At 60.6% G+C, this 26,914-nt stretch carries 28 protein-coding genes; 14 read left to right on the top strand and 14 right to left on the bottom strand.

Going from position 1 to position 26,914, the window contains the following annotated elements:
• Nucleotides 1-49: 49 nt before the first annotated feature.
• Nucleotides 50-1,435, bottom strand: coding sequence for a sigma-54-dependent transcriptional regulator (locus PH547_RS19740; protein WP_285169153.1), 1,386 nt, complete (start codon nucleotides 1,433-1,435; stop codon nucleotides 50-52).
• Nucleotides 1,432-3,309 carry a sensor histidine kinase gene (locus PH547_RS19735; protein WP_104826505.1) on the bottom strand — a complete coding sequence of 626 codons (1,878 nt, stop codon included), beginning with the start codon at nucleotides 3,307-3,309 and terminating at the stop codon, nucleotides 1,432-1,434. The genes PH547_RS19740 and PH547_RS19735 overlap by 4 nt, the downstream gene beginning before the upstream one ends.
• 221 nt (nucleotides 3,310-3,530) lie before the next feature.
• Here PH547_RS19735 and PH547_RS19730 point away from each other — a divergent pair, with 221 nt between their 5' ends.
• Nucleotides 3,531-4,856 carry a dicarboxylate/amino acid:cation symporter gene (locus PH547_RS19730; protein WP_104826506.1) on the top strand — a complete coding sequence of 442 codons (1,326 nt, stop codon included), beginning with the start codon at nucleotides 3,531-3,533 and terminating at the stop codon, nucleotides 4,854-4,856.
• A 147-nt stretch (nucleotides 4,857-5,003) separates the two neighbouring features.
• Nucleotides 5,004-5,585, top strand: coding sequence for a hypothetical protein (locus PH547_RS19725; RefSeq protein WP_285169152.1), 582 nt, complete (start codon nucleotides 5,004-5,006; stop codon nucleotides 5,583-5,585).
• 15 nt (nucleotides 5,586-5,600) lie between these two features.
• On the opposite strand, the gene PH547_RS19720 is transcribed toward PH547_RS19725, so the two are convergent.
• The 4 genes from PH547_RS19720 to PH547_RS19705 form a co-directional block, all read right to left on the bottom strand.
• A complete protein-coding gene (locus tag PH547_RS19720; protein WP_199773645.1) occupies nucleotides 5,601-5,744 on the bottom strand; it encodes a hypothetical protein in 144 nt (47 codons plus the stop codon).
• Between the two features lie 15 nt (nucleotides 5,745-5,759).
• On the bottom strand, nucleotides 5,760-6,056 hold the full coding sequence (locus PH547_RS19715) for a BON domain-containing protein (RefSeq protein ID WP_285169150.1): 297 nt from the start codon (nucleotides 6,054-6,056) through the stop codon (nucleotides 5,760-5,762).
• Between the two features lie 78 nt (nucleotides 6,057-6,134).
• Nucleotides 6,135-6,497, bottom strand: a complete 363-nt coding sequence (locus tag PH547_RS19710) for a hypothetical protein (protein WP_285169149.1) — start codon at nucleotides 6,495-6,497, stop codon at nucleotides 6,135-6,137.
• Nucleotides 6,498-6,575: 78 nt separating this feature from the next.
• Complete coding sequence (locus tag PH547_RS19705) at nucleotides 6,576-7,301, bottom strand: MgtC/SapB family protein (protein ID WP_285169146.1); 726 nt, start codon at nucleotides 7,299-7,301, stop codon at nucleotides 6,576-6,578.
• A 126-nt stretch (nucleotides 7,302-7,427) separates the two neighbouring features.
• Here PH547_RS19705 and PH547_RS19700 point away from each other — a divergent pair, with 126 nt between their 5' ends.
• The 5 genes from PH547_RS19700 to PH547_RS33955 all read left to right on the top strand — a co-directional run bounded on the left by PH547_RS19700 (nucleotide 7,428) and on the right by PH547_RS33955 (nucleotide 10,689).
• Nucleotides 7,428-7,655 carry a hypothetical protein gene (locus PH547_RS19700; RefSeq protein WP_104826512.1) on the top strand — a complete coding sequence of 76 codons (228 nt, stop codon included), beginning with the start codon at nucleotides 7,428-7,430 and terminating at the stop codon, nucleotides 7,653-7,655.
• Between the two features lie 176 nt (nucleotides 7,656-7,831).
• Nucleotides 7,832-8,266 (top strand): CBS domain-containing protein, encoded by a 435-nt coding sequence (locus tag PH547_RS19695; RefSeq protein ID WP_285169145.1) that lies wholly within the window; start codon nucleotides 7,832-7,834, stop codon nucleotides 8,264-8,266.
• 32 nt (nucleotides 8,267-8,298) lie between these two features.
• Nucleotides 8,299-8,946, top strand: coding sequence for a protein-L-isoaspartate(D-aspartate) O-methyltransferase (locus PH547_RS19690; RefSeq protein WP_285169144.1), 648 nt, complete (start codon nucleotides 8,299-8,301; stop codon nucleotides 8,944-8,946).
• A gap of 191 nt (nucleotides 8,947-9,137) precedes the next feature.
• A complete protein-coding gene (locus PH547_RS19685) occupies nucleotides 9,138-10,151 on the top strand; it encodes a LacI family DNA-binding transcriptional regulator (RefSeq protein ID WP_285169143.1) in 1,014 nt (337 codons plus the stop codon).
• A 163-nt stretch (nucleotides 10,152-10,314) separates the two neighbouring features.
• A complete protein-coding gene (locus PH547_RS33955; protein ID WP_245464172.1) occupies nucleotides 10,315-10,689 on the top strand; it encodes an NUDIX hydrolase in 375 nt (124 codons plus the stop codon).
• Between the two features lie 18 nt (nucleotides 10,690-10,707).
• Here PH547_RS33955 and PH547_RS19675 read toward each other — a convergent pair whose 3' ends face one another.
• The 4 genes from PH547_RS19675 to PH547_RS19660 are packed head-to-tail and all read right to left on the bottom strand — an operon-like array spanning nucleotide 10,708 to nucleotide 14,764.
• Nucleotides 10,708-11,910, bottom strand: a complete 1,203-nt coding sequence (locus PH547_RS19675; RefSeq protein ID WP_285169141.1) for an ABC transporter permease — start codon at nucleotides 11,908-11,910, stop codon at nucleotides 10,708-10,710.
• Nucleotides 11,911-11,914: 4 nt separating this feature from the next.
• Nucleotides 11,915-13,066 (bottom strand): ABC transporter permease, encoded by a 1,152-nt coding sequence (locus tag PH547_RS19670; RefSeq protein WP_285169140.1) that lies wholly within the window; start codon nucleotides 13,064-13,066, stop codon nucleotides 11,915-11,917.
• A gap of 5 nt (nucleotides 13,067-13,071) precedes the next feature.
• Entirely contained in the window at nucleotides 13,072-13,782 is a 711-nt protein-coding gene (locus PH547_RS19665; RefSeq protein WP_285169139.1) for an ABC transporter ATP-binding protein, read from the bottom strand.
• Nucleotide 13,783: 1 nt separating this feature from the next.
• Nucleotides 13,784-14,764, bottom strand: a complete 981-nt coding sequence (locus PH547_RS19660; protein ID WP_285169138.1) for an efflux RND transporter periplasmic adaptor subunit — start codon at nucleotides 14,762-14,764, stop codon at nucleotides 13,784-13,786.
• A 268-nt stretch (nucleotides 14,765-15,032) separates the two neighbouring features.
• Here PH547_RS19660 and PH547_RS19655 point away from each other — a divergent pair, with 268 nt between their 5' ends.
• From PH547_RS19655 to PH547_RS19625, 7 genes are all read left to right on the top strand, one after another.
• Entirely contained in the window at nucleotides 15,033-16,058 is a 1,026-nt protein-coding gene (locus tag PH547_RS19655) for a helix-turn-helix domain-containing protein (RefSeq protein ID WP_283054271.1), read from the top strand.
• A 269-nt stretch (nucleotides 16,059-16,327) separates the two neighbouring features.
• The gene (locus tag PH547_RS19650) at nucleotides 16,328-17,212 is read left to right on the top strand and encodes an AraC family transcriptional regulator (RefSeq protein ID WP_260304950.1); all 885 of its coding nucleotides are present in this window, start codon (nucleotides 16,328-16,330) and stop codon (nucleotides 17,210-17,212) included.
• A gap of 168 nt (nucleotides 17,213-17,380) precedes the next feature.
• Nucleotides 17,381-18,466: an ABC transporter substrate-binding protein gene (locus tag PH547_RS19645; RefSeq protein ID WP_283054228.1), complete on the top strand. Its 1,086-nt coding sequence runs from the start codon at nucleotides 17,381-17,383 to the stop codon at nucleotides 18,464-18,466.
• 93 nt (nucleotides 18,467-18,559) lie between these two features.
• On the top strand, nucleotides 18,560-19,381 hold the full coding sequence (locus PH547_RS19640; RefSeq protein WP_104826522.1) for an ATP-binding cassette domain-containing protein: 822 nt from the start codon (nucleotides 18,560-18,562) through the stop codon (nucleotides 19,379-19,381).
• Nucleotides 19,378-20,628, top strand: a complete 1,251-nt coding sequence (locus PH547_RS19635) for a sugar ABC transporter permease (RefSeq protein WP_260304952.1) — start codon at nucleotides 19,378-19,380, stop codon at nucleotides 20,626-20,628. The genes PH547_RS19640 and PH547_RS19635 overlap by 4 nt, the downstream gene beginning before the upstream one ends.
• Nucleotides 20,629-20,653: 25 nt before the next feature.
• Complete coding sequence (locus PH547_RS19630) at nucleotides 20,654-21,382, top strand: SDR family oxidoreductase (protein ID WP_104826524.1); 729 nt, start codon at nucleotides 20,654-20,656, stop codon at nucleotides 21,380-21,382.
• A 2-nt stretch (nucleotides 21,383-21,384) separates the two neighbouring features.
• A complete protein-coding gene (locus tag PH547_RS19625; protein WP_285169135.1) occupies nucleotides 21,385-23,019 on the top strand; it encodes an FGGY-family carbohydrate kinase in 1,635 nt (544 codons plus the stop codon).
• 42 nt (nucleotides 23,020-23,061) lie between these two features.
• Here the strand turns inward: PH547_RS19625 and PH547_RS19620 are convergent, their stop codons facing one another.
• The 4 genes from PH547_RS19620 to PH547_RS19605 are packed head-to-tail and all read right to left on the bottom strand — an operon-like array spanning nucleotide 23,062 to nucleotide 26,901.
• On the bottom strand, nucleotides 23,062-23,994 hold the full coding sequence (locus PH547_RS19620; protein WP_260304954.1) for a dihydrodipicolinate synthase family protein: 933 nt from the start codon (nucleotides 23,992-23,994) through the stop codon (nucleotides 23,062-23,064).
• A gap of 10 nt (nucleotides 23,995-24,004) precedes the next feature.
• A complete protein-coding gene (locus PH547_RS19615; RefSeq protein ID WP_285169133.1) occupies nucleotides 24,005-24,958 on the bottom strand; it encodes an ABC transporter ATP-binding protein in 954 nt (317 codons plus the stop codon).
• Nucleotides 24,959-25,975, bottom strand: a complete 1,017-nt coding sequence (locus PH547_RS19610; protein WP_285169132.1) for an ABC transporter ATP-binding protein — start codon at nucleotides 25,973-25,975, stop codon at nucleotides 24,959-24,961.
• An 8-nt stretch (nucleotides 25,976-25,983) separates the two neighbouring features.
• The gene (locus tag PH547_RS19605) at nucleotides 25,984-26,901 is read right to left on the bottom strand and encodes a dihydrodipicolinate synthase family protein (protein ID WP_285169131.1); all 918 of its coding nucleotides are present in this window, start codon (nucleotides 26,899-26,901) and stop codon (nucleotides 25,984-25,986) included.
• Between the last annotated feature and the right edge of the window lie 13 nt (nucleotides 26,902-26,914).

Raw genomic sequence — 26,914 nt, 5'->3', positions numbered from 1 at the left:
TGATCGACGCCCCGGCATGGCGGTTTTGTCGCAGGGGCGAAGACATGCTCTAATCACCCACGCGTGGTCGTCGGTCGTCACCATCGAAGCCTGCAAAATCTCCCCGAACAATGCCATGGCGCTGGAGCTTGTCGTAGAAGGTCTTCCGCGGGATGCCGAGGGCCTCGATCGTACGGCGGACATCGCCGCCGTTTTGAGCGAGAGTCTCGCGGATCAGCTCGGCCTCATAGCGCTCGATGCGGGCGGGCAGGGGCAATGTGTTATCTGCGGAGAGGATTTCGCTTGCCTTCGGCTCCGCCGCCGATTCCAGACCTAGAACGAAACGCTCCGCAAAATGCGAAAGCTCTCGAACATTGCCCGGCCAATCGTGGCTCTGCAAATGATGGCGAATAGCGGCGGACATGGCGGGCACTTCGCGCTTGAAGCGGCTGGCGGCGCGATCCGCGAAATAGCCGAAGAGCAGGGGGATATCGTCGCGCCGGTCGCGCAGCGGCGGGATGGATATGGTGACGACGTTGAGGCGGTAATAGAGATCCTCACGGAAGTCGCCGCGTTGGCGCGGGTCGCCCAGATCGACCTTCGCGGCCGCCACCACACGGAGGTCGACCGGACGCACCTCGTTTGTGCCAAGCGGGGTCACCTCCCGCATTTCCAGAACACGCAACATCTGTACCTGTATTGCCGGCGGCATACTCTCGATCTCATCGAGAAACAGCGTGCCGGCGCTTGAATGCTCGATGCGGCCGATGCGCTTCTTCTGTGCGCCGGTAAAGGCACCGGGCTCGTGGCCGAAAAGCTCGCTTTCGATGACGGTCTCCGGCAGCGCGCCGCAATTGAGCGCCACGAAATTGCCCTTGGCGCGCCGGCTCCAGCGATGCAAGAGGCTTGCGACCACCTCCTTGCCGCTGCCGGTCTCGCCGGTCACCAGCACATCGACATCCGTATCCGCGATCTGCCGCAGCGTATGACGCAGCCGCTCCATCGCAGGGGTCTGGCCAATCAACGGCAGATCGCCCTGTGCCTGTTCGGCCGCAATGCGGAGCGCGCGGTTTTCCAGAACGAGCCGGCGCTTTTCCGCCGCCCGCCGCACGCTTTGTACCAACCGGTCGGTGGCGAAGGGCTTCGTGATGAAGTCATAGGCGCCGTCCTGGATCGCCTTGACCGCCATCGGAATATCGCCATGGCCGGTGACCAGGATGACCGGCAGGTCGGCATCCTGCTCTTTGACGCGACTGAATAGCTGCTGTCCATCCATCTGCGGCATGCGGATATCGGAGACGATGACGCCTGCAAAACCGGCCTCCAGCGCGCCGAGCGCATCGGCCGCGGTGGAGAAGGCGGAAACGGAGAAGCCGGCGAGTTCTAGCGTCTGCTTCGTCGCTTTCAGCAGGTCCCTGTCGTCGTCGATTAGAAAGACCGCGGAAACGTCGCTCATGAAATTGCCCTGCGCAAATGAATGGTGAAACGGGTGCCGTTCTCGCCGCTTTCAACCTCGATGCGGCCGCCATAGTCGGCGACGATGTCCTTGGAGATGACAAGGCCGAGGCCGAGGCCTTTTTCCTTCGATGTGTTGAAGGGCGTGAACAGCGAATGGAGGATCGCCGGCGGAATACCGGGGCCGTTGTCAGAGACGATGACAGCAATGCCGTCGGTCGTTTCCTGCACCGAAACCTCGACTTTCGGCTGTTCGCGCCCTTCCAGCGCTTCGAGCGCGTTTTGGAAGAGATTGATCAGCACCTGCTCGAGCCGAACGCGTGTGCCGATGACCGCCAATCCGGCGGGCGGAGGATCGATCGCCAGCGCATCGAGCCGGCCGGCAAAGCGGCTTCTGAGCAGGATCACGGCGCCTTCGATGACGCTCCTCAGTTCCACCGGTTCCGGCGCGGTTCGTCCCTTGCGGGCAAATGCCTTCAACTCTTCGGTAATCGTGCCGATCCGTTCGGTCAGGGCCGCTATGGAAGTAAGATTTTCCTTTACCGGCGCGATCTGCTGTCGCTCCAGGAAGATATGGGCATTGTCGGCATAGGCGCGAATGGTCGCGACCGGCTGGTTGATCTCATGGGCGACGCCGGCGGCGACCTGGCCGAGGATTGCTAGGCGATTGGCCTGTACCAGATCCTGCTGCACGACCTGCAGCTTCGCCTCCGTCGTGCGGTGATCGGCAATTTCCGCTTCGAGCCGATCCCGGGCGCGGCTGAGATCTTCGGTGCGCTCCAATACGCGCCGTTCCAGCTCCTCGCGAGCGACCCTGCTGATGGCGATCTGCATCACGGATACGTGGCGGCGCCTTAGCAGGAAGGCGGCGATCGCCAGGATCGGCACCAGCACAGTCAGGACGAGGAAGCGCGTTTCGCGGACCGTGGAAGAAATTGCCTGATCCGTCGGGACGAGATAGTCCAACTGCCAGGGCGTCGAGGGGATTGCTGTTCTCAGCCGCAGATATTCCGCAGCGCTGCTTCCCGGTAGGACCGCGCGCACGATCGAGACATCCGGACCGATCGCTTCGGGGCGGGCGATCGGCAGAGGTGTCAGCGACGCATCGCCGAATTGCAGGCTCTTGCGGATGGCGGCGAGGTTTTCAGCAGGCAGCGGCGATGCCGTCATGAAGCGCCAGGAGGGAACGCTGGTGATCAGCACGACCCCATGCTCGTCGGTGACATAGGCCGGACGGCCGGCTTCCCGCCAATCGGCTTCGAGCTGGTCGAATTCCATCTTGACCACCACGACACCCAGCGCGTTCTCCGCGTCGCCGACGCGGCGGGAAATGTAAAGCCCGGGGCGGTTGCTGACATTGCCGAGCGCGAAATGCTCCGCCGTTCCCGCCTCCATCGCCCGCCGGAAATAATCACGGAAGGAATAATCATTGCCGACGAAGCTCAGTGGTTCGCGCCAGTTGCTCGATGCGATCGCGACACCGTCCTTGCCGGTGACGTAGAGCACCGAGGCCTTGGTACCGGAGACGAGGCTTTCGAGCTTACGGTCGAGCGTGGTAACGGCATCGCCTTTGGCCGCCGCAAGTGCGTCGCGCACCTGCTGGTCGTCCGCGAGGAGAAGCGGCAAGGCGCGGGGCCGTTCGAGGACGGCTCTCAGCAGTGCGACCTTCAGGTTCGCGTCGGTGCGACCCTGGACCTGCAATGCCTCGATTGCGGTCATGCGGCCGTAAACGCCGGCGCCATAGAGCGCGGCTGCGATGAGGATCGCGCAGAAAGCCGTAAAGACCAACCAGACACGGCGAGAGCGCCGGCCTAGCTGCTCTGGCGTCGAAAATCGTTCCATGGTTGGCCGCTGCAGCATCATGACATTGTGCATGATTTCGCGCGTATCGCAATTCGATCTGTGCGGATTGCCGCACAGATTTGGAGATCTAGCTACCGACCTTCATAAAATCTGCTTTTATATCAATAAATTATTAGGAAATCCTTCATTTGGCACGCCCGTTGCAACGATCCGTCAAACAGTCGGAGGCTGTTGAAGATCAGTAGTCGTTGCCCGGAGGGCCGAAGGATCGGTTGGGCATAACGGAGGATATCATGATTGCACCCGTCGCTGCCGAGACACACGGCAAAATTCCCTTTTACAGGCATCTCTATGTGCAGGTTCTTGCCGCGATCGCCGCCGGCATCCTGCTTGGACATTTCTATCCGCAGATCGGTGCGTCTCTGCAGCCGCTCGGCGATGCCTTCATCAAGTTGGTCCGCATGGTCATCGCGCCGGTCATCTTCCTGACGGTCACCACCGGCATCGCGGGCATGTCGGATCTCAAGAAGTTCGGCCGCGTCGTCGGCAAGGCGTTCATCTACTTCCTGACCTTCTCGACGCTGGCACTGATCGTCGGCCTCATCATCTCGAACGTCGTACAGCCCGGCGCTGGTATGCACATCGATCCGGCAACGCTGGATACGAAGGCCGTCAACAATTACGCCGCTCAGGCTCATGACGCGACGGTGGTCGGCTTCCTGATGAACATCATTCCGGACACGATCGTCGGCGCCTTCGCCAAGGGGGACATCCTCCAGGTGCTGTTCTTCTCGGTCGTCTTCGGTATCGCACTCGGCGCTGTCGGCGAACGCGGCCGCCCTGTACAGGACTTCCTGCAGGCACTGACCACGCCGATCTTCCGCATGGTCGCCCTGTTGATGAAGTTCGCGCCCATCGGTGCTTTCGGCGCCATGGCTTTCACCATCGGCAAATACGGCATCGGCACGATCGCCAACCTGGCCTTCCTGATCGGCACCTTCTACGCTACATCGCTGCTGTTCGTGCTCGTCGTTCTCGGCGCCGTCGCGCGCTACAACGGCTTCTCGATCCTGGCGCTGATCCGCTACATCAAGGAAGAATTGCTGCTCGTTCTCGGCACCTCGTCGTCGGAAGCAGCACTTCCCGGCCTGATGAACAAGATGGAACGCGCAGGCTGCAAGCGCTCGGTCGTCGGTCTCGTTATCCCGACAGGCTATTCCTTCAACCTCGATGGCACCAACATCTACATGACCCTGGCGGCGCTGTTCATCGCGCAGGCGACCGATACTTCGCTCTCGCTCACTGACCAGATCTTGCTGCTGCTCGTGGCCATGCTGAGCTCCAAGGGGGCTGCCGGTATCACCGGTGCCGGCTTCATCACGCTGGCCGCTACCCTTGCCGTCGTGCCGTCGGTTCCGATCGCCGGCATGGCGCTCATCCTCGGCATCGATCGCTTCATGTCGGAATGCCGCGCCCTGACGAATTTCGTCGGCAATGCCGTTGCGACTATCGTCGTCGCCCGCTGGGAAAACGAACTCGACCAGACTAAGTTTGCCGCCGCCATGGCTGGGCGATTGACCAGTGACGTCGATCCGCCGGCGTTGCAGGCAGCGGAATAACGACGCTATCGGCATCTCTGGAAAATGCGAACGGCCTCCCTTCATGGGAGGCCGTTTTCAGTTTCTGGACCCTGAATTAAACCGGAACATCGGCCGCCAACAGACGTTTTCCATTGACACTGCAGGCCGTGCCAAACGGACGTGATGGTGCTGAAGAACATGGAGATTTTTCCGTTTTCTCTCCATGGCCAACGAAATGGCAGGCGAGCTTCCAATCCATCCGGTCTGCAGCCCGCACTTTCATCGATGGAGAACAGCATGGACGAGAGCTTCAAGCTTTGTCGGCCGGTTCCGATCGCAACAGTTGGCAATCGCGATGCCGGTCACATCACGAGCGTGGTGTCATCGCCGGTACGAGCAACGACCACGCCATCAACTTCACCTAAGTCTGAAGCCAAGCATCGATCGCTTGGACGGTTCCTGCTGCTGGCGGCTGCGCTAACAGTTGCAATGCCGGGACTCATGTCCGCGCAACAGCTCAAGATGCCGAACAGCGAACGCTGCCGGGCTCCCGACGCCAATAGCCAGACCCAAGGTGAAAACCAAACCGCACTGGCGGGTCCTCAGGATAACGAGGATAAACTTTCGGATTGCGGCGGTGTGCTGAAACCGCCTCTTACCGGAGATAGCGCTATGGAAAAGCCAGCCCCGCGTGGCGGCAAGACACCGATTATTCCGCCTAGCGAGGTCCCGGGCCAGCAGGAACAGCAGACGCCGGAAGCCAAATAATCCGTTTTGGGAACTCTACGGCTTGGGTTCCGGTTGCTCGATGGTTTTCTGAGCGACAGTCGAATCCTGGTTCTTTCCGGTCACGAACGGCTTGATGACGAGGATGCTGAGGATCGAGGCGACCATCAATCCGATAATGATGATCAACAGTGCGCGCATGCTTGCCTACGCTTTCTATCGCGGCCTACGAACACAAAGATTGCTGTCGTGACCGCTGATGCCGCTTACCTGCCGCGAATGGGTCTCGACGCGTCGCTTGGCCTCGTCGTTTTCGACGGATCCTTCAATGAGAATGCGGCCATTGTTGACGGTGACGAAGACGCCGGAGATATCCAGCAGCGGGTCTTCGCTCAATTTCCTTTGGATTTCCGCGCGAATCTCCGCATCCGGCCGCCACTGCGATTCGGATACCTTGAAAGGGTTTTTCTCAGGCTTTGTCGACGACTCATATGTCTTGGGCTGACGTCGCATGACGCTTTCCCTTCGTTGGGTTCATGAAATGCAACATGAAAAACGCCATAAGGTTCCATCTCGCAGCCCCGGGCTCGCCTATCGACGCCTGAGGACCTCGTGCAGCAAAAAGCCAGCAAGGCCGCCGATTGCCAGCATGGTAACATTGCGCATCGTGCGGTGCTCTCGCGGCTGCGAGGCTCTGACCGCCTCCGCAATCCGGCCGGCGGCAGCATCCAGGGCTTGCTCGCGTTGCCTGTCACAATCCGGCGTATCTGCCGACCGAAAGTCGTCCGTGCCCGGCTCCGCGTAGGTGAAGTTCACTTCCAGCCTCTCCATATTAGGCGCAAGGGCATCGATGTCTCCGGAGCCGCCGGCAGCCTGATCGAGCGCCTGCTGGGTGCGGATATCGGCGTCAGCGGAGGGGGCGGCGTTGGTTTCCATCTCTCTCATTTTGGCCATGGCATCCTCCTTTTGTTCGAAGGGCAAACCATCGCCAGTCAAGAATGTTCCCGGTGAGCATTCTTGTGCATTTCATGGTCATGTAGTCGTCGTCGTCATCTCGAAAGAGACTACTTTATAGCGCTCTTCGACATCAGCCAGCAGTTTCGGCGCGCCGCCGCTGATACCCCCATGCTTCCATCGCACCTGATAGGCGGCATGAGCCGCGCCGTCGGCCTCATTTATCGATTTGCCGACAAAGCAGAAGGAATATCCGAGTGGAGCGAAGGCCGTTTCGATCTTTGCAATATCGGCGCTGTCGGCAAGCTCGATCACCACGCGCGCCTTTTGCTTATGCGATATCAGCTCATCGAACCATTTAAAGAGTGTGAGCACGATGAAGGCCACGATAGCTCCGGCGGACCCGACCACAAGTTGCCCGCCGCCAATGCACAGGCCGATTGACGTCATAATCCACAACGTCGCCGCTGTCGTCACGCCGGTGACTAGGTCGCCGCGCTTGAGGATCGCACCGCCGCCGATAAAGCCGACGCCCGTCAGCACGCCGAGCGGAAAACGCAGTATGTCCATGGAGACGAATGATTGGAATGTTTTGCCCGTCATGGGGAGGAGCAAGTTGGCCTGGATCATGGTCAGGCACGCCGCCAATCCGACCAGGATCGTCGTCCGAAATCCGGCGGCGTGCCCACCTGCCTCGCGATTGAGGCCAATCAGCCCGCCGGCAGCGACGACCAATAGGACGCGCATCGCGATATCCATCCAAGTGGGATTCAAAGGCATGAGCTCGATCATCGTACTCGGCATCGCACCCTCCTGACGTTCGTGGCCGGCTTGAATGCCGGAACAAAGCTGAAAGGATTTCGTTCCGCCTTCAAGGAGATGAAAGGGCTCGCCGCGATTCCGGGCCTATGAAACCTCAGGAGAATGCATATGACCATGACTGCAAAAGAGATCGTCTCCGTTCTTGGACCAGTCGATGAGACTCTGATGGCCGATATCTCCGCGACCGGCGCAACTCTGGGCGAGCTTGCGGAGGCTTGGGCCTGGGTCAACAATGACGAGGCTCTGATCGGCGAGGGCAGGACTCTGCCGAGCGGCAAGGTAGCCACGCTTGTCGATCTGCTTTCTGCCGATGAGGACGACGAATTCGCGATGTAATTTCGATTATCCGCGCTGTGGACGGGAACAGATCGGCGCTTCGCCTGTTGTTGTAGCGGGCTCTCAGCGGAGGGCACCGCGACCAGTGGGGTGCCGGGCGCCGCCCGATCTAAGGTCGCTGGAGAGATTGTCCTGTGCCTAAAGGCCGGACGAAGCGTCCGCTCATGGAGGAACCAATGAAAGTTCGAGACGCCATGACGCACGACGTGCGCATTACCAATCCTGACGAAACGATCCTGCAGGCTGCACGGACGATGGCGGATCTCGACGCCGGTGTCCTGCCTGTCGGCGACCATGACCGCCTAGTCGGCATGATCACCGATCGCGATATCGCCATTCGCGGCATCGCCAATGGCAAGGGGCCGGACGCGAAGGTCCGCGATGTGATGACATCGGAAGTCAAATATTGCTTCGATGATCAGGAGATCGACGAGGTCTGCCGGAACATGGGCAACATCAAGGTCCGTCGCTTGCCGGTGCTGGATCACAGCAAGCGGCTGGTCGGTATCCTCTCGCTCGGCGATATCGCCCTGGCGCAAAGCAACGGCAGTGCCGGCCAAGCGCTGAGCGGCATCTCGCGCCACGGCGGCGAGCACAGCCAGACGACTTGATCGGCCTGTTCGGGACATGGAGACAGCCGGCCATGCACGGGCGTCTTCATATGGTGGAAAAACAGATCGCCGGGCGCGGCATTCGCGACCCGGCGCTGCTGAATGCCATGCGCCTGATTCCACGGGAAAACTTCGTAGAGAAGGGCTTCGAGATGTTTGCTTATAACGACTGTCCGCTGCCGATCGGCAAGGGGCAGACGATCTCTCAGCCCTATATGGTTGCGCTGATGATCGAGGCAGCCGAAGTCAAGCCCAGCGACACGGTTCTGGAAATCGGCGCGGGGCTTGGCTATGCGACCGCTATCCTCAGCCGCATGGCGGCTCATGTGTTTGCCGTGGAGCGCCATGCCTCGCTTGCGGCCGGAGCGACCGAACGACTACAGCGTCTTGGCTATGACAATATCGATTTGCGCTGCGGAGACGGTTCAAAGGGGTGGCCGAAGGCCGCCCCCTTCGACGCCATCCTTGTCTCAGCCGCCGCGCCGGAGGTGCCGCAGGCCCTGAAAGAACAATTGACCGTAGGCGGCCGGCTGGTCATCCCGGTAGGGCCGGAAGAGAGCAGGCAGACGCTCCTGAAAATTGTGCGGAAAGGCCCGGATAATTTTACCACCCAAAATCTCGGCGCCGTGATTTTCGTGCCGCTGATCAGCGAGCATGGCGGAACTGAAGACTATAATTGATCACATTGCTTTTGCCGCAAAGCACGCACCCCCATCTTGGCATTCGTTTATCTTGCAAACGCGTGCAAATGCCGCATGACCTTACGGCACCCATCAACAGCTTTCTTCATAAAACTGTCACGACATCGGCTCACAGGATGATGCACGCAATTGCAAAACCGAGCAAAGCCGCATGCCGGCTGGAGAGAAGCGTGTCGCAGAAAGTGTTCGTGAGCGCACAAGAAGTCGCGGACTGCGCGGGGGTGTCCCGCTCGGCCGTTTCGCGCACATTCACGCCAGGGGCGAGCGTATCGCCGGAGACGCGCCGGAAAGTGCTCGAGGCCGCCGACGCACTCGGCTATCACGTCAATCATCTCGCCCGCGGGCTGATGCGCAACGAAAGCGGTATCGTCTGCCTGATCGTGTCCGACATGGCCACCCCACATCGCTCCGGCCTGATCAAGGCGCTGACGCAGGAACTGCAGCACAGCGGCAAGATTGCCATGCTCGTCAACACCGATCTGCTGGACGGCAGTGTCGACCTGGCGCTGCGCCAGGCGATCCGCTACCGCGCCGATGCCTCGATCATCATCTCTGGGATGCCCGATAAGTCGATCACGCAGCTCTGTCTGAAGAGTGGCCAGCGATTGGTGTTGATCAATCGCGATGACGAGCAGGACGGGCCCTTGCGGATCAATCTCGACGACGAAGAGGCTGCTGCCCGCGTCGTTACCGCCTTCCTTCGTGCCGGCTGCCGCAGGCTCGCCTTTGCCAATTCGGAGGCCGGCACACCAAGCCTCATGGCAAGGGAGCACGGCTTCGTCGCTGCGGCCAGGGCGCATGGTCTGGAGGTCGTCGTCGAGCGCTACGGGTGGACAAGCTATGAGAGCGGCAGGGTCCTTGCGCAGAGGCTCCTAACCCTTCACGAGCGCCCGGATGCCGTCTTCTGCGCGACCGATCTGCTTGCCTGCGGCTTCGTAGATGCCGCCCGCCACCAGTTTCGCATTTCCGTTCCCGACCAGCTCTGCGTCGCCGGTTTCGACGATATCGAGCAGGCCTCCTGGGCATCCTACCAACTAACGACCTTTGCTCAGCCGCTTGCCACGATGGCGCGGGAGGCGGTCGCGTGGCTGGAGAGCAAGGAGGCGGCGAAGCCTGAAGGACGGGTACATGCCATCCGTCTTCATGCCGATCTCGTGTGGCGCAACTCGATCAGGGGTGGCTGACGACATGGCACCTTTGACCTCAGGGCAGACAAAATCCTCCAGAGGAACGGACAGATTTCTTTCCGATCTCGCCTCCCATGCGGATGAGCTGTTTAACGGCCCCGTATATGAGCAATGTGCTGCGATCTGTTACCGGAGAAATGAGGAGCTTGGTATATCGGAAGTGCTTCTCGTCACCAGCCGTGAAAGCGGGCGCTGGGTTATTCCGAAGGGCTGGCCGATAAAAGGGAAAAAGCCGCATGAGGTGGCCGCGATCGAGGCTTTCGAGGAAGCCGGCGTTCGCGGCAAGATCAAGAAGAAACCTTTCGGCTATTTCACCTATCTGAAGCAGCTCGCCGACGGCAACCGCGTTCCCTGCATTGTGCAACTGCATTTGCTCGAAGTCGAAAAAATCTACGAGGATTTTCCGGAAAGAGGCCAACGCCGCAACGCATGGGTCTCCTTCATCGAGGCTGCGAACCGCGTGCGCGAACCGGAACTCAAGGGCCTTCTTCTGGTGGCTGACCGAAAGCTTAGGCGGGCGAAAGCAAAGAGATAGCGTTCGCCACGTCCGTCCTCAGCCAATCTCCGTTCGCCCGCTCATCGCCAGCCGCAGCGGAATGCGCGTCGCAGCTACCGCCGGCAAAGCACCGCCGACGGCGCCGATGATCAAGGACAGCCAAACGGCCTTCGTTACCAGGGCGGGAGACAGGACCAGTTGAAACCTGATCTGCGTATGATCGGCGCTCATCGTTGAGGCGGTCCAGCCGTTGAGGACGGCATAAGAAAAGCCGACGCCGATCAGGCATCCGAAGCAGGTCAGGATCATTGCCTCGATCCAAGTGCCTGCAAAGGCAGCCCGCCGGCTGAAGCCGATTGCGCGGACGGTGGCAATCTCGGTGCTGCGATCCGACACGGAGTTGAACATGGTCGTCATCGCGCCGACCACCGCGCCCGCGGCCATGATCACCGCCAGCGGCCAGCCGAGAAGGAGGATCAGCTTCGACGTGCGTTCTGCGAGCGCTGCGAAATAATCCTGTTCCGACCGCAGAGTTAGCCCGATCTGCGGCGTATCTGCCGCCATGGATTGTAGTGCCGGCAAGGCTTCCTGCGCGGTGAGCTTGATCCTGACGCTCTCAACCAGATTGGGCCGGTTGAACAACGTCTGCACCACGCCGATATCCGCCAGCATTTCGGATTCGAAGACGGAGCCGCCGGCGTCGAAAATACCGACGACAGTCCATTTCGATGTGCGGAGCGTGAGCCGTTCGCCAAGCGCCAATCCCTTGTAGTCAAGGCTCAGCCGACGCCCGACGATGATCTCGCTGGCGCCGGGATTAAACATACGGCCATCAACGATCCTGACATTCGGGCGCAGGCTGAGCCCGGACGGACCGATGCCGCGCAAGGAGAGTGTTGAAAGCAACCCGCCGGTCTTCTGCGGCACATCCACCGGGACGACCATTTCCGGCGACATCACTGAAGCTCCTATGGCATCGGTCGCGATACCGGCAGCGCCGTCGAGATAATGAAGCTGGGACGGTTCGATCCGGCTGCCGAGCTCCGTCGCCGCCCCTTTTCCCAGAGCAATGACGATATCCTTGGAGCCAGCTTGCAGCAGGGAAGTCCGAAAGCCGTTCGACATCGCCAGGAAGCCGAGCAGAACCGCAACGACCATCGCAACGGAAAAGACCAGGGAAAGGGAAATCCATATCCGGCGGCGAAGCGATTTCAGATTGGATATGGTCAAGGCCATGGATTGATTGATGATTGTGCTCATCGTCTCATCTTTCTCTTAAAGCGGCGTTGGGCGGCACTCGAATGGCATTGAAGGCTGGCGCGACACCCGTTGCGAGCGCCAGCAGGACGGCGAGGCCGGTTGCTTCGAGAATGATCGCGGGGGTGAGCACGAGATCCGGCACGATCGTGCGCAGCGGCTCGCGCAGAAACATGACAGCCGTAAAGGCAAAACCGAGGCCGAAGCTCAGGCCTACCGCAAACAGGGCGAAGGTCTCAGCCAGAATATTGCCGAGGATGAAGCGCCGCGAAAAGCCGAGGACCTTCAGCACGCCGATCTCCCGTGTCCGTTCGCGGATGACGAAGAACATAGTGTTGGCGACGATCATCAGGATGGTCACGAACGCCACGCCGATCACCAGACGCACGATGGTCGCGATATCGGCAAACTGTGCGATAAAGGCCCGCATGAACTCGGCTTCCGTCCTCGTCCGTGTCTCGTAAGCGGAGTTGGCAAAGAGGGTGTCGACGGCTTTGATGACGTCGTCGGCGCGGACACCGTTCTTCGGCACGATGCCGAAGCTGCTGACGGTGTCGCGGTCGGTACTGCGCTCGAAATTGACGTAGTCATACCGCGCCACCACGAAATGAGTGTCGGCGGATTGCTTACCATCCAATATGCCGACGATTTCGAAATCGAAGTCCGAACTGCCGTCCGGCTTGAAGAAGCTGGAGGTATTCAGCGTGATCTTCTGCCCGAGCACCCAACCCTCCTGTGTTGCGATGCTCCGTCCGGCGATCGCGCCGTTCCGGATTTGGGCGAAGCGGCTGAGAGCATCGGCGGGGATATCGTATTGATCGCCGATGAAGCCGGCGAAGGTGCCGGGCTCCGCCGCCGTCAGGCCTAGAAAATTCGCCGGTGTCCGGTAGGTCGCGCGGCTGCGTGCCATGTAGGTTGCCGCAGCGACATCGGGCAGGGCCAGGATCTTGTCGTAATAGCTGATCGGGAGAGGAAGCGTGTCGCCAACCTTGTTGGTCACGATCAGACGCTCCGAATCTACCTCACCACCCAGGAAGCCATGTTCGAAACTCGTCAGGATGAGGTGGATGAAGAAGGCGATGGCGATGCTCGCGATCAGCAGGGCGCTGCGCATCGGTTTGCGTGCCATGGTCCGGCGAATGAGAGTGAAGCGGCTCATGATGATCACACAGCCTCGCGTTCGACAAAGTAGCCTTTGTCCAGGCGCAGCACACGTCTGGCAGAACGCGCCGCTGCATCGTCATGGGTGACCATGACGATGGTCTTGCCGAGCTCCGAGTTGAGGATGCGCAGCATGGCGAGCACGTCTTCAGCGGACTCGCGATCGAGATCGCCGGTTGGCTCGTCGCAGAGCAGCAGTTTCGGATCGCTTGCCAGCGCCCTGGCGATCCCCACCCGCTGCTGTTGGCCGCCTGAAAGTTCCGACGGTAGATGCTTGCGCCGGTCGGTGAGGCCGACGAGGGAGAGGATCGTTTCGACCCGCTCGCGACGCTGGCGTCCGGTCAGACTCGTCAGCAACAGTGGAAGCTCGATATTCTGCTCCGCCGTCAGCATCGGCATCAGATTATAGAACTGAAATACGAAGCCGATATTGGCGCCTCGCCACTTTGTCAGGGCGCTTTCGTTCATTCGGCTGATGCGCGCATGGCCGAAATTGATGTCGCCGGCATCGGGGCGATCGATACCGCCGATGAGGTTCAGAAGGGTGGATTTGCCGGAGCCGGAAGGGCCGACGATCGCGACGAAATCGCCTCCTCGGATCGTCATGGTCAGATCCGAAAAGATCGTCACGGCGTTCTTTCCGATGCGGTAATCCTTGCGCACATTATTGATCGAAATGCTGCCGTCTTCCGGCGTCGATGCGCTCTCATCCATTTCAAAATCCTCTTTTGTCCAGGTTTGCTTGAAGGTCCGGAGCGTCCAAAGTGACCTTTGCGGCCATGTTGGGCAGCACCCGGGAGGGTGGCGTCAGGAATTCCAGCCGAGCGGTCACGGTGCCCTTCTGCAGCGATGCCGCTGGTACGATGGTCCGCACCCGCATTTTGAAGGGGTGGTCAGGAAAGGCGTCGAGAATGGCCACCGCCGTCTGGCCGGGCTGTATCCGTGCGGCATTGGACTGCGCGATGTCGGCATCGACGGTCAGGGAGTTCGGGTCGAGAAGGATTGCGATCCCGTCTCGCGGTCCGCCGCCATCCGTCCCCGAGGCAACCATATCGCCGAGGCCAACCAGCCGGGTGACGACCACGCCGTCGAAAGGTGCGATAATCTGATGGAGCGACAGGGTTCTTTCCTGCTTCTCCACCTGCAGTCGCGCGGTCTCGGCTGCCTGCCGCGCAGAGTCGAGATCGCTGGTCAATTGCACGACCGCCAGGCTATCGGCGTCGAGGTTGCTGGTCGCGACGACACCGCGCTCGAGAAGGAGCTTGGTGCGTTCGAGGGTTTTGCGGGCCTGCTCCAGCGAAACCTCGACGCGGCGTGCCGCTGCGACGGCGGCAGCGGCCTGGGATTTGGCAATCCTCAGCTCAATCTCATCCGTCGTCTTATCCAGACGGGCAATGACCTGTCCCGCCAGAAAATGATCGCCGACATCCAGCGGCAGGTCGACCACTCTGCCGCCGATCTCCGGCCGCAGGGTGATCATCCGCCCGGCAACGACATAGCCGGACCCGACAATCGTTTGGGGCAGGGGTTTTGCAGTTTGCTCCTGGGCGGTGGGAGCTTTGCTTTGTGAGGACGTTTCGGTCCCTTTTGCCGGCTCGGTGACAATTCTCGTCGCGAAAGGTTTCCAAGGCGCATCGGATGGCACGGGGGTGAAATAGACGGCCGCGAATGTTGCGGCCGTGCCTGCCAGTATCATACCGAGCATCCCTAATCGGCCGGTGGGGCGTGAGGCGCGGGGAGGCGGCTCAACGCGCTCGATCGATAGCGACCGAAGCCGAGTTGCGATATTCGCGTCAGAATTCATGAGGGGGTCTCCAGACGTTTATGGCGTCACTGTCCGCCGCTAAAGCGTCTGGGGCGACCTCGATCATGATTCAGCACGTCTCAAATCGCGATCTGGATCGCCGGGAGCCGCGAGTCAGGCCATAGTGGCCGCAAATAGGGTTGCCCCGGGGAAGGGTCTCATGCTGTTCGTGCCGCTGCCGTTCGTCGTCGCCTTCATGCTTCTTCTGCTGTTTCTGACAGTGGTGCGGCGTGATGACGAGCTGGCGGCAAACCGCCCTTTCCTCGTCCTGCTTCTGGCTTGTGCCTTGCAGTCGGTTTTCGTTGGGCTGCGCTGGGGCTATGGCTTGCAGCAGGTCGGCCATCTGACGCTCGCCTTGGCAACGATCATGCCGCCCCTTGTTTATGCCGGTGTTCGCAGGTTGGGTGCGGACAGCCGCCGCCGCTGGCCCGCTCTTTTGATATTCTATGGCTTTCCTGCTGTTGTCATCGCCTTGCTGGTCGTCGTCTGGCCGGAGGCTATCGATATCGCCATGATCCTGATTTACGTGGCCTACGCCCTCGCACTGCTCTGGCTCGTCCGGTCCGGTCCCGACGTGCTGCGCCTTGCGCCCTTCGAAGCGGCGCAGCCGGCCCATCGCGCGCTCGTCTTTGCCGCTGGCGCATTGTGTTTCTCAGCAATGGTCGACGCACTGGTGCTGTTCGATTTCGAATCGACCCGTGGCGCGCATGCCGGCATGATTATCAGCATCGCCAATCTTCTCGGCCTCTTCATGCTCGGCACTGCGGCAGCCGCGGCCAGCCGCAACTCCACGCCCACCGAAAGCTTGGAGGCCGCGCCTCCATATGACCTCGCCGAAGACAAGGATACGATCGCCAAAATCCATGAGCTGATGCAGGAGAAAAAGCTCTACCGCGACGCCAATCTCAATCTTGAGCGTCTGGCCCGTAAGGCAGGGATACCGTCGCGGCGCATTTCGGCCGCCATCAACCGGAGCATGGCCAAGAACGTCTCGCAATATGTCAACGATTATCGCATCGCCGAGGCATGCCGCCTGCTGGCCGAAACCGAGCGATCGGTAACCGAGATCATGCTGGAAGCCGGTTTCCTGACGAAATCGAATTTCAACCGCGAATTCCGCCGTGTCACCGACATGACGCCTGTCGGCTGGCGCGAGAAGTGCGCCTATTCCGCAGGTCCGGCTTAGCGCCCAAGCTGGTCTCATCGGTGCCTCCAAAGCTGTGTCCATCACCGCGGATAAGCAACTATCCATTGCGGAGGGCCGATCTCTGCTACTATGCGATCGGCCAACAAAACGCCGAAGAATTGTCAAAAAAGTATCAGTCTTGCGTCGATGGCGTAGTAGCGGCCATGGATATCCGCGCGTAAAGTCCCATTGTCGGAAAAGAAACAATGGCCTCTGGGAGGAGGTGCCGGCGGGGAATAAGCCCAGCCGAGTGCAGGCAGGAGGACGACATGAATCCAGATTTGGAAGTGGTCGCGATCGGCAGCGCCGAGTCCTTCAAGGCATGGGAACATGGCTATCCCTATCGCACGGTCCGCTGGCACTTCCATCCCGAATATGAAATCCACCATGTCGTCGCAACGACGGGGCAATATTTCGTGGGCGATTTCATCGGGGAATTCGAGCCGGGAAATCTCGTGCTCACAGGGCCGAACCTGCCGCACAACTGGGTGAGCGATGTACCTCCGGGCACATGCCTGCCACTGCGCTGCCGGGTCCTTCAGTTCTCCGAATCCTTTTTTGCTGACGCAAACAGGGTTTTTCCCGAGCTTTCCGGATGTATCGACATTCTGGAGATGAGCCGCCGTGGCGTGCTGTTTGCGCCGGAAACGGCAGCGGTTGTCGGGCCGATCCTCGGTGAATTGGTCGAAGCGAAGGGAATTCGTCGCATCGAACTTTTCATGAATGTGCTCAATGCATTGAGCAGCGCCCAGAATGCCAGCACTCTCGCCAGCACGCGTTATCATCCCGATCCTTCTGGATTCATGTCGGCCGGGGTCAACCATGCGTTGGCCTATATCAACACGCATCTGACGGAGCCGTTCAGCGAAGCTGATCTTGCCGAGTTGACCGGCCAGAGCCCGAGTTCGTTTTCCCGCAGCTTCCGCCGGCATACCGGCATGGCGCTCGTTCAATACGTCAATCGGCTGCGGATCAACTTCGCCTGCCACCTGCTGATGAGCAAAGCCGAAATGTCGATAACCGACATCTGCTTTGCCGCGGGTTTCAACAATATCTCGAACTTCAATCGTCGTTTTCTGGATCAGAAGGGCATGGCGCCCTCGCGCTTCAGAACATTGCTGGCGCAGAACGTAAGAGCGGTGGAGGCCGCGTAAAACAAGGAGGACCGGGAGGAGAGACCAGACAATCGGGGCAAGGAGGACCGGGTCATGCGAATGACCCGAAGGGGAACCTTTGCCCGGAAATCAGCTCATAAGCATCGCGCTCAAGACATGAGCCGAGGCTTCATCGACACAACTATCATTTGGAGCGGAGGAATTCCAATGACCCAATTCGCATTGAAACTTGCAGGCGTTGCAACACTCGCCATCGGTCTTCTGAGCGGCACGTCCGCATTTGCCCAGTCCGCGAAAGTGACGGACGCGACGGTCGCTTTCCTGATGCCCGATCAGAGCTCGACGCGCTACGAGGAGCATGACTATCCGGGTTTCCAGGCAGAGATGAAGAAGCTCTGCGCCGGCTGCAAGGTCATCTATCAGAATGCAAACGGCGACGCTTCGCGTCAACAGCAGCAGTTCAACTCCGCGATTTCTCAGGGCGCGAAGGCAATCGTGCTCGATCCGGTCGACTCGACGGCGGCAGCGTCTCTCGTCAAGATGGCGCAGAGCCAGGGCGTAAAGGTCATTGCCTATGACCGTCCGATCCCATCGGCGGTGGCCGACTATTATGTTTCCTTCAACAACGAGGAAATCGGCAAGATGATCGCCAAATCGCTGGTCGATCATCTGAAGGCGAAAAACGTGAAAGCTGGTGATGGCGGCCTTCTGGAAATCAACGGTTCGCCGACCGATGCGGCGGCAGGCCTGATCAAGAAGGGCATCCATGCCGGTCTTGCTGAAGGCGGCTATCCGGTGCTTGCCGAGTTCGACACCCCGGAATGGGCGCCGCCGAAGGCACAGCAATGGGCAAGCGGCCAGATCACCCGCTTCGGCAAGAAGATCCTGGGTGTTGTCGCAGCCAATGACGGCACCGGCGGCGCGGCTGTTGCCGCTTTCAAGGCCGCCGGCGTCGATCCCGTGCCGCCGGTTACCGGCAATGACGCGACGATCGCAGGCCTGCAGCTCATCATCGCCGGCGACCAGTACAACACGATCTCCAAGCCGAGCGAGATCGTTGCCGCGGCAGCGGCGAATGTCGCAATTCAGTTGCTGTCGGGCGAAACGCCGAAGGCCGATACGAAACTCTTCGACACGCCGACGCAACTCTTCGTGCCTGCACTCGTTACCGCGGAGAACCTGAAGGCAGAGATCATCGACAAGCAAGTCAACGACAAGCCGATCCAGACTGCGGAGCAGCTCTGCGGAGATCGCTATGCGGAAGGCTGCAAGAAGCTCGGTATCGCGAAGTGATCATATCCTCCCGCCAATTCCTCCGGCCGCTTACGGGCGGCCGGAGGACCGGGAACTCATCCTGTTCCGTTCATATAGAAAGGCTCGCGACATATGACTGACGCTTCCGACCAGACAGCCGCGGCAGGCGAGTTGGTGCTCAGCCTGCGAGGCATCTCCAAACATTTCGGCGCGGTGTCGGCGCTGACCGATATCGATCTGGATGTGCATGCGGGCGAAGTCGTCGCTCTCGTGGGCGACAACGGTGCCGGCAAGTCGACGCTCGTCAAGATTCTCGCCGGCGTCCACCAGCCGAGTGCCGGCACGATCACCTTTCGCGGTTCCAAGGTGACGCTGAGCGACCCCAGCACCGCCCTGCATCTGGGCATTGCCACCGTCTTCCAGGATCTGGCGCTCTGTGAAAATCTGGATGTCGTCGCCAATATCTTCCTCGGGCGGGAACTCAGTCCGCTGCGACTGGACGAGACCGCGATGGAGGTCCGTGCCTGGACGCTGCTGAACGAACTTTCGGCCCGCATCCCAAGTGTCCGTATTCCGATCGCATCGCTCTCCGGCGGGCAACGCCAGACGGTGGCGATCGCCCGTTCGCTGCTTCTGGAGCCGAAACTCATCCTGCTCGATGAGCCGACGGCAGCCCTCGGGGTCGCCCAGACGGCCGAGGTTCTGAACCTCATCGAGCGCGTCCGCGATCGAGGCCTGGGGGTGGTCATGATCAGCCACAACATGGAAGACGTTCGGGCCGTGGCGGATCGCATCGTCGTGTTGCGGCTCGGCCGGAACAACGGAATTTTCTACCCTGACGCATCGAACCAGGAACTGGTCAGCGCGATTACCGGCGCCACGGAAAATGCCGTTTCGCGCCGCGCCGGCCGCCGTCAGGCACAGCGGCAAATAGGGCAGGAGGGTCAGATATGACCAGCGACATCAAACAGGCGGGAACGCTCCTCGACCGCAGCGATATTCGTGTCAAACACGAAGCAGGTCTTAGTGGCACGATCCGCGCGTCGATCGACAAGGTGCGCTCGGGCGATCTCGGCTCGCTGCCGGTGGTCGTTGGTCTCATCATCATCTGGACTGTCTTCGGCACCCTCAATCCGACGTTCCTTTCGAGCAACAACCTTGCGAACCTCCTGTTCGATGCATCGACGGTCGGCGTCATCTCGCTCGGAATTGTCTGCGTTCTGATGGTGGGGGAGATCGATCTATCTGTCGGCTCGATCAGCGGCTTTGCTTCCGCCATGGTCGGCATGCTCTGGGTCAACGAGGGCTGGCCGGTAGCTATTGCCGTTATCGCCGCACTTCTCGTCGGTGGGTTAATCGGTTCGCTCTATGCCCTGCTTTTCAATCGCCTGGGAATGCCGAGCTTCGTTTCGACCTTGGCGGGCCTGCTAGCGGTGCTCGGCATGCAGCTCTACCTGCTTGGCGCCACGGGTTCGATCAACCTGCCCTATGGGTCGGCGATCGTGAACTTCGGCCAGCTCATGGTCATCCCGCGTCCGCTCGCTTATGTCTTCGCGTTGCTTCCCGGCATCGTGATGCTGGTTTCGGGTTATCGTGCGGCTCTGCGCCGCCGCGAGGCCAATCTCTCCTCTCGTTCCATCGGCGGCCTAGTGGTGCGTGCTGTCGCGATCACCGTCGCGCTCGAATTCGTCGCCTTCTACCTCAATCAGGACCGTGGCATCCCGTGGATGTTCGCGCTCTTCGTAGCGCTCGCCATCATCATGAATTATGCGCTGACGCGGACCCAATGGGGCCGATCAATGGCGGCTGTCGGCGGCAATCGTGAGGCGGCGCGGCGCGCGGGCATCAATGTCCGGTTCATCTATACGAGCGCCTTCGTTCTCTGCGCGATGTTTGCGGCGCTCGGCGGCGTGCTCGCGGCGGCGCGGCTGGCTTCGGCAAGCCAGCAGGCCGGTACGGGCGATGTCAACCTGAATGCGATCGCCGCTGCCGTCATCGGCGGAACGAGCCTCTTCGGCGGCCGCGGTAGCGCATATTCGGCGCTGCTCGGCATCATCGTCATCCAGTCGATCGCAAGCGGGCTGACGATGCTCGATCTGTCCTCGGCCCTTCGCTACATGATCACCGGTGCTGTCCTCGCCATTGCCGTCATCGTCGACTCGCTGGCGCGCCGGTCGAGAGTCTCCCACGGCCGGGCCTGATACAACGACCAAGGTAAGGATTGATATGAGACAGGAACTTTCTGGAAAGGTCGCGGCGATCACCGGGGCAGCCTCGGGGATCGGCCTTGAATGCGCTAAATCGCTATTGCAAGAGGGCGTCAGCGTTGCCCTCGTCGACAGGGCCGAGGAGTCCCTGAAGAACATATGTTCCGAGCTTGGTCCGGAGGCTTTTCCTCTGGTCATCGACCTCACCAATCCCGCCAGCGTCGCGACCATGATGCCGCAGATATTGGAGAGGTTCGGAAAGCTCGATATCTTTCATGCCAATGCCGGCTCCTATATCGGCGGCGAGGTGGTCGATGGGGATCCCGACGCCTGGGACCGGATGCTGAACCTGAACGTCAACGCGGCCTTCAGATCGGTCCAGGCAGTATTGCCGCACATGGTCGAAAGGAAAACCGGCGATATCATCATGACCAGTTCCATCGCCGGCCTGGTTCCCGTCGTCTGGGAGCCGATCTATACGGCCTCCAAGCATGCGGTGCAGGCCTTCGTTCATACAGTGCGAAGGCAAGTCGCCAAACATGGTATTCGTGTGGGTGCAGTTGCTCCCGGCCCGGTGGTGACGGCCCTGATCAGCGACTGGCCGAAAGCAAAGCTTGATGAAACGATCGCGGCGGGCGGACTGATGGAAGCGACGGAGGTGGCAGAGGCGGTGTTGTTCATGCTGTCCAGACCGCGCAACGTCACGATCCGCGATCTCGTCATCCTTCCGAACAGCACGGACCTCTGAAAATGACGCAATATTTCATCGGTGTCGACGTCGGTACAGGCAGCGCCCGGGCGGGTGTCTTCACGGAGAACGGTAGTCTGCTGGCTTCGGCAAAACGCCCGATCAGGATCTGGCATGAGGCCGGCAGCATTGTCGAGCAATCCAGCGAACAGATATGGCGAGCGGTTTGCGACAGCGTCAAGGAAGCCGTCGCCTCGGCCGGAATCCAGGCCACGGCCGTCGCCGGGCTGGGTTTCGACGCGACCTGCTCTCTCGTCGTCGTCAAGGTTGACGGCGCGCCGGTTGCCGTCGGGCCGTCCGGCGATCCGAATCGCAACATCATCGTCTGGATGGACCATCGCGCCGCCGGCGAAGCGGCCGAAATCAACAGCGGCAATCACGGGGTTCTGCGTTACGTTGGAGGCACTATCTCTCCGGAGATGGAAACCCCGAAGCTTCTCTGGCTGAAGCGCAATCTGCCGCAATCCTTTGCCGCTGCCGATCACTTCTTCGACCTCGCGGACTATCTGACCTGGCGTGCGACGGGCTCGCTCAGCCGATCGGTCTGCACCGTTACCTGTAAGTGGACCTATCTTGCCCATGAGAAGCGTTGGGATGCGGACTATTTCAAGGCTATCGGCCTGGCAGAGCTGGCAGCCGAAGGCTTTTCGAGACTCGGTACGGATATCGTCGAGCCTGGCGCGGCGCTGGCAAGCGGGCTGACAGAGATCGCAGGCTTGGATCTAGGATTGCCGATCGGAACCTCCGTCGGAGCGGCGCTGATCGATGCCCATGCGGGCGGCGTCGGCACGCTCGGAGGGGACGGCGCAGATGGCCAATCGAAAGTGCAAAACAGACTTGCCTATGTCTTCGGCACATCGGCCTGCTCGATGGCTTCGAGCGACAATCCCGTCTTTGTCGGGGGCGTATGGGGACCATATTACTCGGCAATGATACCGGGGCTCTGGCTGACCGAAGGCGGCCAGTCGGCAGCGGGAGCGGCGATCGACCATCTGGTTACGATGCATCCCGCATCTGCCGAGGCGCGCGCCAAGGCGGAAATGGAAAGCCTTTCGCTGGTTGCGTGGCTTGACCGTCAAGCGACCGAATTGTGCCCTGACCTGACGCGTGCCGTCGAGCTTGCAAAGTCTGTCCATGTGGTTCCGGAATTCCTCGGAAACCGGTCACCCCATGCCGATCCCGATGCCCGCGCGGTGATCGCGGGCGTTGGACTTGAGGTCGAAATCGCCGACCTGATTTCGCTCTATGTCGCCGGTCTCTGCGGTATCGGCTATGGCCTCAGGCAGCTTTTGGAGACGCTGTCAAAAGACGGCATCGACATTGGTACGATCGTTGCGAGCGGCGGCGCCGCGCAAAGCAATCTCGTGCGGCAGCTTCTGGCCGATACGACGAACACCCCGGTGGCGATCGCCAATACCGAGGAGCCGGTATTGCTTGGCGCGGCGATGCTGGGAGCCGTTTCCGCCGGACGCTATGTTTCGCTGCTGGAGGCGATGAAAGCAATGTCGAGCCTCTCGACAGTCTTCTCGCCTGCAGGCGGCACGATCGAGACGCTACACAGGAACCGTTATCGGGCTTTCGAGCTGTTGCAGTCGGCAGACCGGCAAATTCGTGGATTCGCCGCAGCGGGCGGATGAGCAGTGTCACTTGCATACTGCGGATATTCGCGGTGATTTTAATTACGCAAAAAGTTCGCTCAGCTCCGTCCGCGCGACATCGCGGAGCCTTTCTGCCTCGCTCATGTCGATCGAGCGGTACGGCCAGCGCAGGCGCGTGCCGACGGGTCCCCAGTTGCCGATGGCGCAGAGAAGCTTGTCGAGCGCTGCGTTCGAATAGCCTAATCGCTGGCGATAGGGGACGATGTGGGTTTCCATGAACTTGCAAATTCGGCGCTCCAAAGCGAGTGCGGCATGGATGTCGTCCTGCATGGATGCGGTCCACATCTGCGCGCCTCGGGGGCTTAGACAGGCGACATTGGAAAAGGATCCCGCCGCAATACCCTCCATAATACCGGTTGCAAGATGATGGCCGGGGACAAAGAGTGAGAGTTCCGAAAGGTGCTGGCGCGCGTCCGCGTACCATTGCTTGTCGCCATCAGCCACCTTGGCGCCGATGACGCCTGGTACCGCAGCGCAGATCCTGCCCAGTTCTTCCGGCGTCAGGACACGCTTGGCATGTGGTGGGTTATAGAGGATCAGCGGAATGCCGCTTCCGACATCGACAGCCCGGTTCAAAAAATCGATCGCTTCCCGATCCGTTACAGGCCACCAGTCGGGCAGGATAACTTGAATCGCCAGCGGTTTCAGGAGCGCCGAACGCCGAACCCGTTCCAGCATGATGCGAGCATCCGGTTGGCAAGCGCCGATGACGAAGTTCATGCCGGCCGCAGCGCATCGTTCGGCCAACATCGATTGAATGCGGTCGAATTCGTCTTCGGTCTGGCTGTGGAATTCCCCCGCCGTACCATTCGAATAGATGCCGTCGACACCGGCCGCGATCAGGATATCGATTTCCTCGCCGAGCTTTGCGAATTCGATGTCATCATCCACCCCGATCGGCAGAAGAAGGGTCGCCCAATTGCCGGCGATGGTATGCCGCCTTTTTGCCGTCATTGATTGCCCCTCAATTCAAATCGTCGCGAATGCAGGCCTTGAAATGACCCGGCGCGACCTCTCTCAGCTCCGGTATCGTCTTCCCGCAGGCGTCCAATGCGTGCGGACAGCGGGTGCGGAAGACACAGCCGGAGGGTGGATTGGCCGGGCTCGGTATGTCACCTCTGAGGATCTGGCGGTCGCGGCGGAGATTGGGATTGGTCGAGGGAATCGCGGAGAGCAGCGCGCTCGTATAGGGATGCTGTGGGCTGGCGTAGAGATCGGCACTCGGCGCAATTTCCATGATGCGGCCGAGATAGAGCACGATCACCCGGTCGCAAATATATTCGACGACGGCCAGATCATGCGAAATGAAGAGCATGGTCAGGCCGAGGCGCGTCTGCAATTCGCGCAGCAGATTGATGATCTGCGCCTGGATCGAGACGTCAAGTGCGGAGACCGGCTCGTCGGCGACGATGAATTCCGGCGACAGGGTCAAGGCGCGGGCGATGCCGATGCGCTGGCGCTGGCCGCCTGAAAATTCATGTGCATAGCGATTGATCGCATCGCCAGGCAGGTCGACCTGGGCGAGGGCGGAATGCGCCCGCTCGAGCCGTTCCTTGCCGGTTCCGATGCGCTGGATATTCAGCCCTTCCGTCAGGATTTCGCCGATCGTCATGCGCGGCGAGAGGCTGGCGAAGGGGTCCTGAAAAATATATTGCATGCGCGGCCGCGTGCGTCTTAGAGCGGAGGCGGAAAGCGTGGTCAGTTCCACGCCATCGAAGCGGACGCTGCCTGCCGAGGGTTCTACGAGGCGCAGCACCGAACGTCCGATCGTGGTTTTTCCGCTGCCGGATTCGCCAACAAGCCCGACGACCTCGCCTTTGGCGATATCGAAGGAGATATTCTGAAGAACATTCAGCTTCGTGCCTCGGGACGTATAGTGTTTCCCGAGATCGCGAACCGAGAGCAAAGGCTCGCTCATCTAGATCTCCTGCCATCTTATGCAGCGGCTGCGGTGCCCCGGACCGACCTCTTCGAGCGCCGGCACGGCGGCGCGGCAGGCATCGATCGCGTATTTGCAGCGCGGGGAAAATGCGCAGCCGGCCGGCATGTTCATCAGGCTGGGGACCACACCCGGAATGGCGGCGAGCTTCTCACCGGCCTGTTTCATCCGCGCCGCATCGCCAAGACGCGGCATGGAGGCGAGAAGGCCCATTGTATAGGGGTGGCGCGGATTGCCAAAGACCTTGCCGACCGGCCCCTCTTCGACGATCCGGCCCGCATACATGACCGCAACGCGATGGGCGATCTCCGCAACAACGCCGAGATTGTGCGTGATAAACAGCATGGCCATGCCGCGTTCGCGCTGCAGCCTCAGGAGCAGATCGAGAATTTGCGCCTGGATCGTCACATCCAGTGCTGTTGTCGGTTCATCGGCAATCAGCAATGTCGGATCACACGCCAGCGCCATGGCGATCGTCGCCCTCTGCCGCATGCCGCCGGAGAGTTCATGCGGATATTGTCCGGCACGCCGCTTCGCATCGGGAATACCGACGCTGTCGAGGAGTTGCACCGCCGCATTCATCGCGGCTTTCCGACCCGAGCCGCGATGAATGCGGATCGGTTCCGATATCTGGTCGCCGATCGTGAAGACGGGATTGAGGCTCGACATCGGCTCCTGAAACACCATGCCAATATCATCGCCCCTGATCCTGCGCATATCCTCATCGTCAAGAGAGACCAGATTGCGGACCGCGCCATTCTTGCGCTTCAGGTGGATAGTGCCCGCGGCGATCCGGCCGATATTGCGGGTGAGCAAACGCATGACGGAAAGGCTGGTCACCGATTTGCCGGACCCGGATTCGCCGACGAGCGCCAGGGTCTCACCGGCTGCAACGGTCAGATCGATATCGTTGACAGCCGTGATCTCGCTGCCGCGGATACGGAAGATCGTTCGCAGCCCCCTGATATCGAGAACGGGATCGGCGGCCGGCTCCATTACGCGCCTCAGTTCAGCAGACCGGTTGCGCGCAGGATTTCATCGATCCGTGCGGTTTCAGCCTCGTTCAGCGAAGCGCGGGGCCGCGGCATGATGGCGCTATCGATGATCCCGAGGCTGCGCATGGCGGCTTTGAAAGCGCCTATACCGGATGCACCGCCGCTAACGCGGCCCTGGGCGACCCAAACGATTTCGAAGAGACGGCAAAGGCGCTCCTGCTCTTTTCGAGCGGCGGCCCAATCGCCGCGCTGTGCGGCCTCCCACAGGCGCACATAGCCATGCGGGTCGACGTTGGCGATGCCCGGAACGACACCGTGAGCGCCCATCAGCAAGGCATTGTCGACGACGATCTCGGAGCCGGTCATCAGGAAGACATCCTCGTGGTCGGCGAGATCGAGCAGCGCATAGCGGAAATTGCCGTCGTCGCCGCTTGAATCCTTGAGGCCGATGATGGTGCCTTCCTTGGCGAGTGTCACGACGGTCTGCCGCTGCAGCTTCACATGGACGCAGACGGGAATGTCGTAGGCGACCAGCGGAACGTCCACCGCATCCCTGATATAGCGGAAATGATCGAGGATCTCGGATTGGCTGGTGACCGTATAGAAGGGTGCCGTGACCACTACCGCGTCGGCGCCTGCGGCCTTCGCGACCTTCGAGTGCGCGATGACGCGATCGGTCGTCGGATCGATGGCGCCGACGATGAGCGGCACGCGGCCGTTCACCACCTTTGCCGAATGCTCGATGATCTCACGCCGCGTCTTTTCGTCGTGAAAGACGACTTCGCTTGTCGAGCCGAGCACGAAGACGCCGTGGCAGCCGGCATCGATCAGATGTTCAAGAACCCGCGTATAGGACGGATAGTCGACAGTGAAATCCGGATTGAGCGGCGTTACGACAGGGGGGACGACACCCTTGAATTTGGTCATGTTTGCTTTCTTT

It is taken from the genome of Rhizobium cerradonense (genome assembly GCF_030182455.1).
GTDB lineage: Bacteria > Pseudomonadota > Alphaproteobacteria > Rhizobiales > Rhizobiaceae > Rhizobium.
Note: the sequence above shows the minus strand (reverse complement) of the source record. Positions and strands in the feature narration are given on the sequence as shown.

Bases quoted from the DNA above. Each gene is read 5' to 3' on its own strand.
- PH547_RS19655 (WP_283054271.1), top strand. From the start codon at position 15,033: ATGCTGTTCGTGCCGCTGCCGTTCGTCGTCGCCTTCATGCTTCTTCTG.
- PH547_RS19605 (WP_285169131.1), bottom strand. From the start codon at position 26,901: ATGACCAAATTCAAGGGTGTCGTCCCCCCTGTCGTAACGCCGCTCAAT.
- PH547_RS19710 (WP_285169149.1), bottom strand. From the start codon at position 6,497: ATGGCCAAAATGAGAGAGATGGAAACCAACGCCGCCCCCTCCGCTGAC.
- PH547_RS19630 (WP_104826524.1), top strand. From the start codon at position 20,654: ATGAGACAGGAACTTTCTGGAAAGGTCGCGGCGATCACCGGGGCAGCC.
- PH547_RS19625 (WP_285169135.1), top strand. From the start codon at position 21,385: ATGACGCAATATTTCATCGGTGTCGACGTCGGTACAGGCAGCGCCCGG.
- PH547_RS19620 (WP_260304954.1), bottom strand. From the start codon at position 23,994: ATGACGGCAAAAAGGCGGCATACCATCGCCGGCAATTGGGCGACCCTT.
- PH547_RS19705 (WP_285169146.1), bottom strand. From the start codon at position 7,301: ATGCCGAGTACGATGATCGAGCTCATGCCTTTGAATCCCACTTGGATG.
- PH547_RS19665 (WP_285169139.1), bottom strand. From the start codon at position 13,782: ATGGATGAGAGCGCATCGACGCCGGAAGACGGCAGCATTTCGATCAAT.
- PH547_RS19675 (WP_285169141.1), bottom strand. From the start codon at position 11,910: ATGAGCACAATCATCAATCAATCCATGGCCTTGACCATATCCAATCTG.
- PH547_RS19715 (WP_285169150.1), bottom strand. From the start codon at position 6,056: ATGCGACGTCAGCCCAAGACATATGAGTCGTCGACAAAGCCTGAGAAA.
- PH547_RS19720 (WP_199773645.1), bottom strand. From the start codon at position 5,744: ATGCGCGCACTGTTGATCATCATTATCGGATTGATGGTCGCCTCGATC.
- PH547_RS19695 (WP_285169145.1), top strand. From the start codon at position 7,832: ATGAAAGTTCGAGACGCCATGACGCACGACGTGCGCATTACCAATCCT.
- PH547_RS19660 (WP_285169138.1), bottom strand. From the start codon at position 14,764: ATGATACTGGCAGGCACGGCCGCAACATTCGCGGCCGTCTATTTCACC.
- PH547_RS19670 (WP_285169140.1), bottom strand. From the start codon at position 13,066: ATGAGCCGCTTCACTCTCATTCGCCGGACCATGGCACGCAAACCGATG.
- PH547_RS19740 (WP_285169153.1), bottom strand. From the start codon at position 1,435: ATGAGCGACGTTTCCGCGGTCTTTCTAATCGACGACGACAGGGACCTG.
- PH547_RS19735 (WP_104826505.1), bottom strand. From the start codon at position 3,309: ATGCACAATGTCATGATGCTGCAGCGGCCAACCATGGAACGATTTTCG.
- PH547_RS19690 (WP_285169144.1), top strand. From the start codon at position 8,299: ATGCACGGGCGTCTTCATATGGTGGAAAAACAGATCGCCGGGCGCGGC.
- PH547_RS19640 (WP_104826522.1), top strand. From the start codon at position 18,560: ATGACTGACGCTTCCGACCAGACAGCCGCGGCAGGCGAGTTGGTGCTC.
- PH547_RS19645 (WP_283054228.1), top strand. From the start codon at position 17,381: ATGACCCAATTCGCATTGAAACTTGCAGGCGTTGCAACACTCGCCATC.
- PH547_RS19635 (WP_260304952.1), top strand. From the start codon at position 19,378: ATGACCAGCGACATCAAACAGGCGGGAACGCTCCTCGACCGCAGCGAT.
- PH547_RS19730 (WP_104826506.1), top strand. From the start codon at position 3,531: ATGATTGCACCCGTCGCTGCCGAGACACACGGCAAAATTCCCTTTTAC.
- PH547_RS19615 (WP_285169133.1), bottom strand. From the start codon at position 24,958: ATGAGCGAGCCTTTGCTCTCGGTTCGCGATCTCGGGAAACACTATACG.
- PH547_RS19650 (WP_260304950.1), top strand. From the start codon at position 16,328: ATGAATCCAGATTTGGAAGTGGTCGCGATCGGCAGCGCCGAGTCCTTC.
- PH547_RS19610 (WP_285169132.1), bottom strand. From the start codon at position 25,975: ATGGAGCCGGCCGCCGATCCCGTTCTCGATATCAGGGGGCTGCGAACG.
- PH547_RS19700 (WP_104826512.1), top strand. From the start codon at position 7,428: ATGACCATGACTGCAAAAGAGATCGTCTCCGTTCTTGGACCAGTCGAT.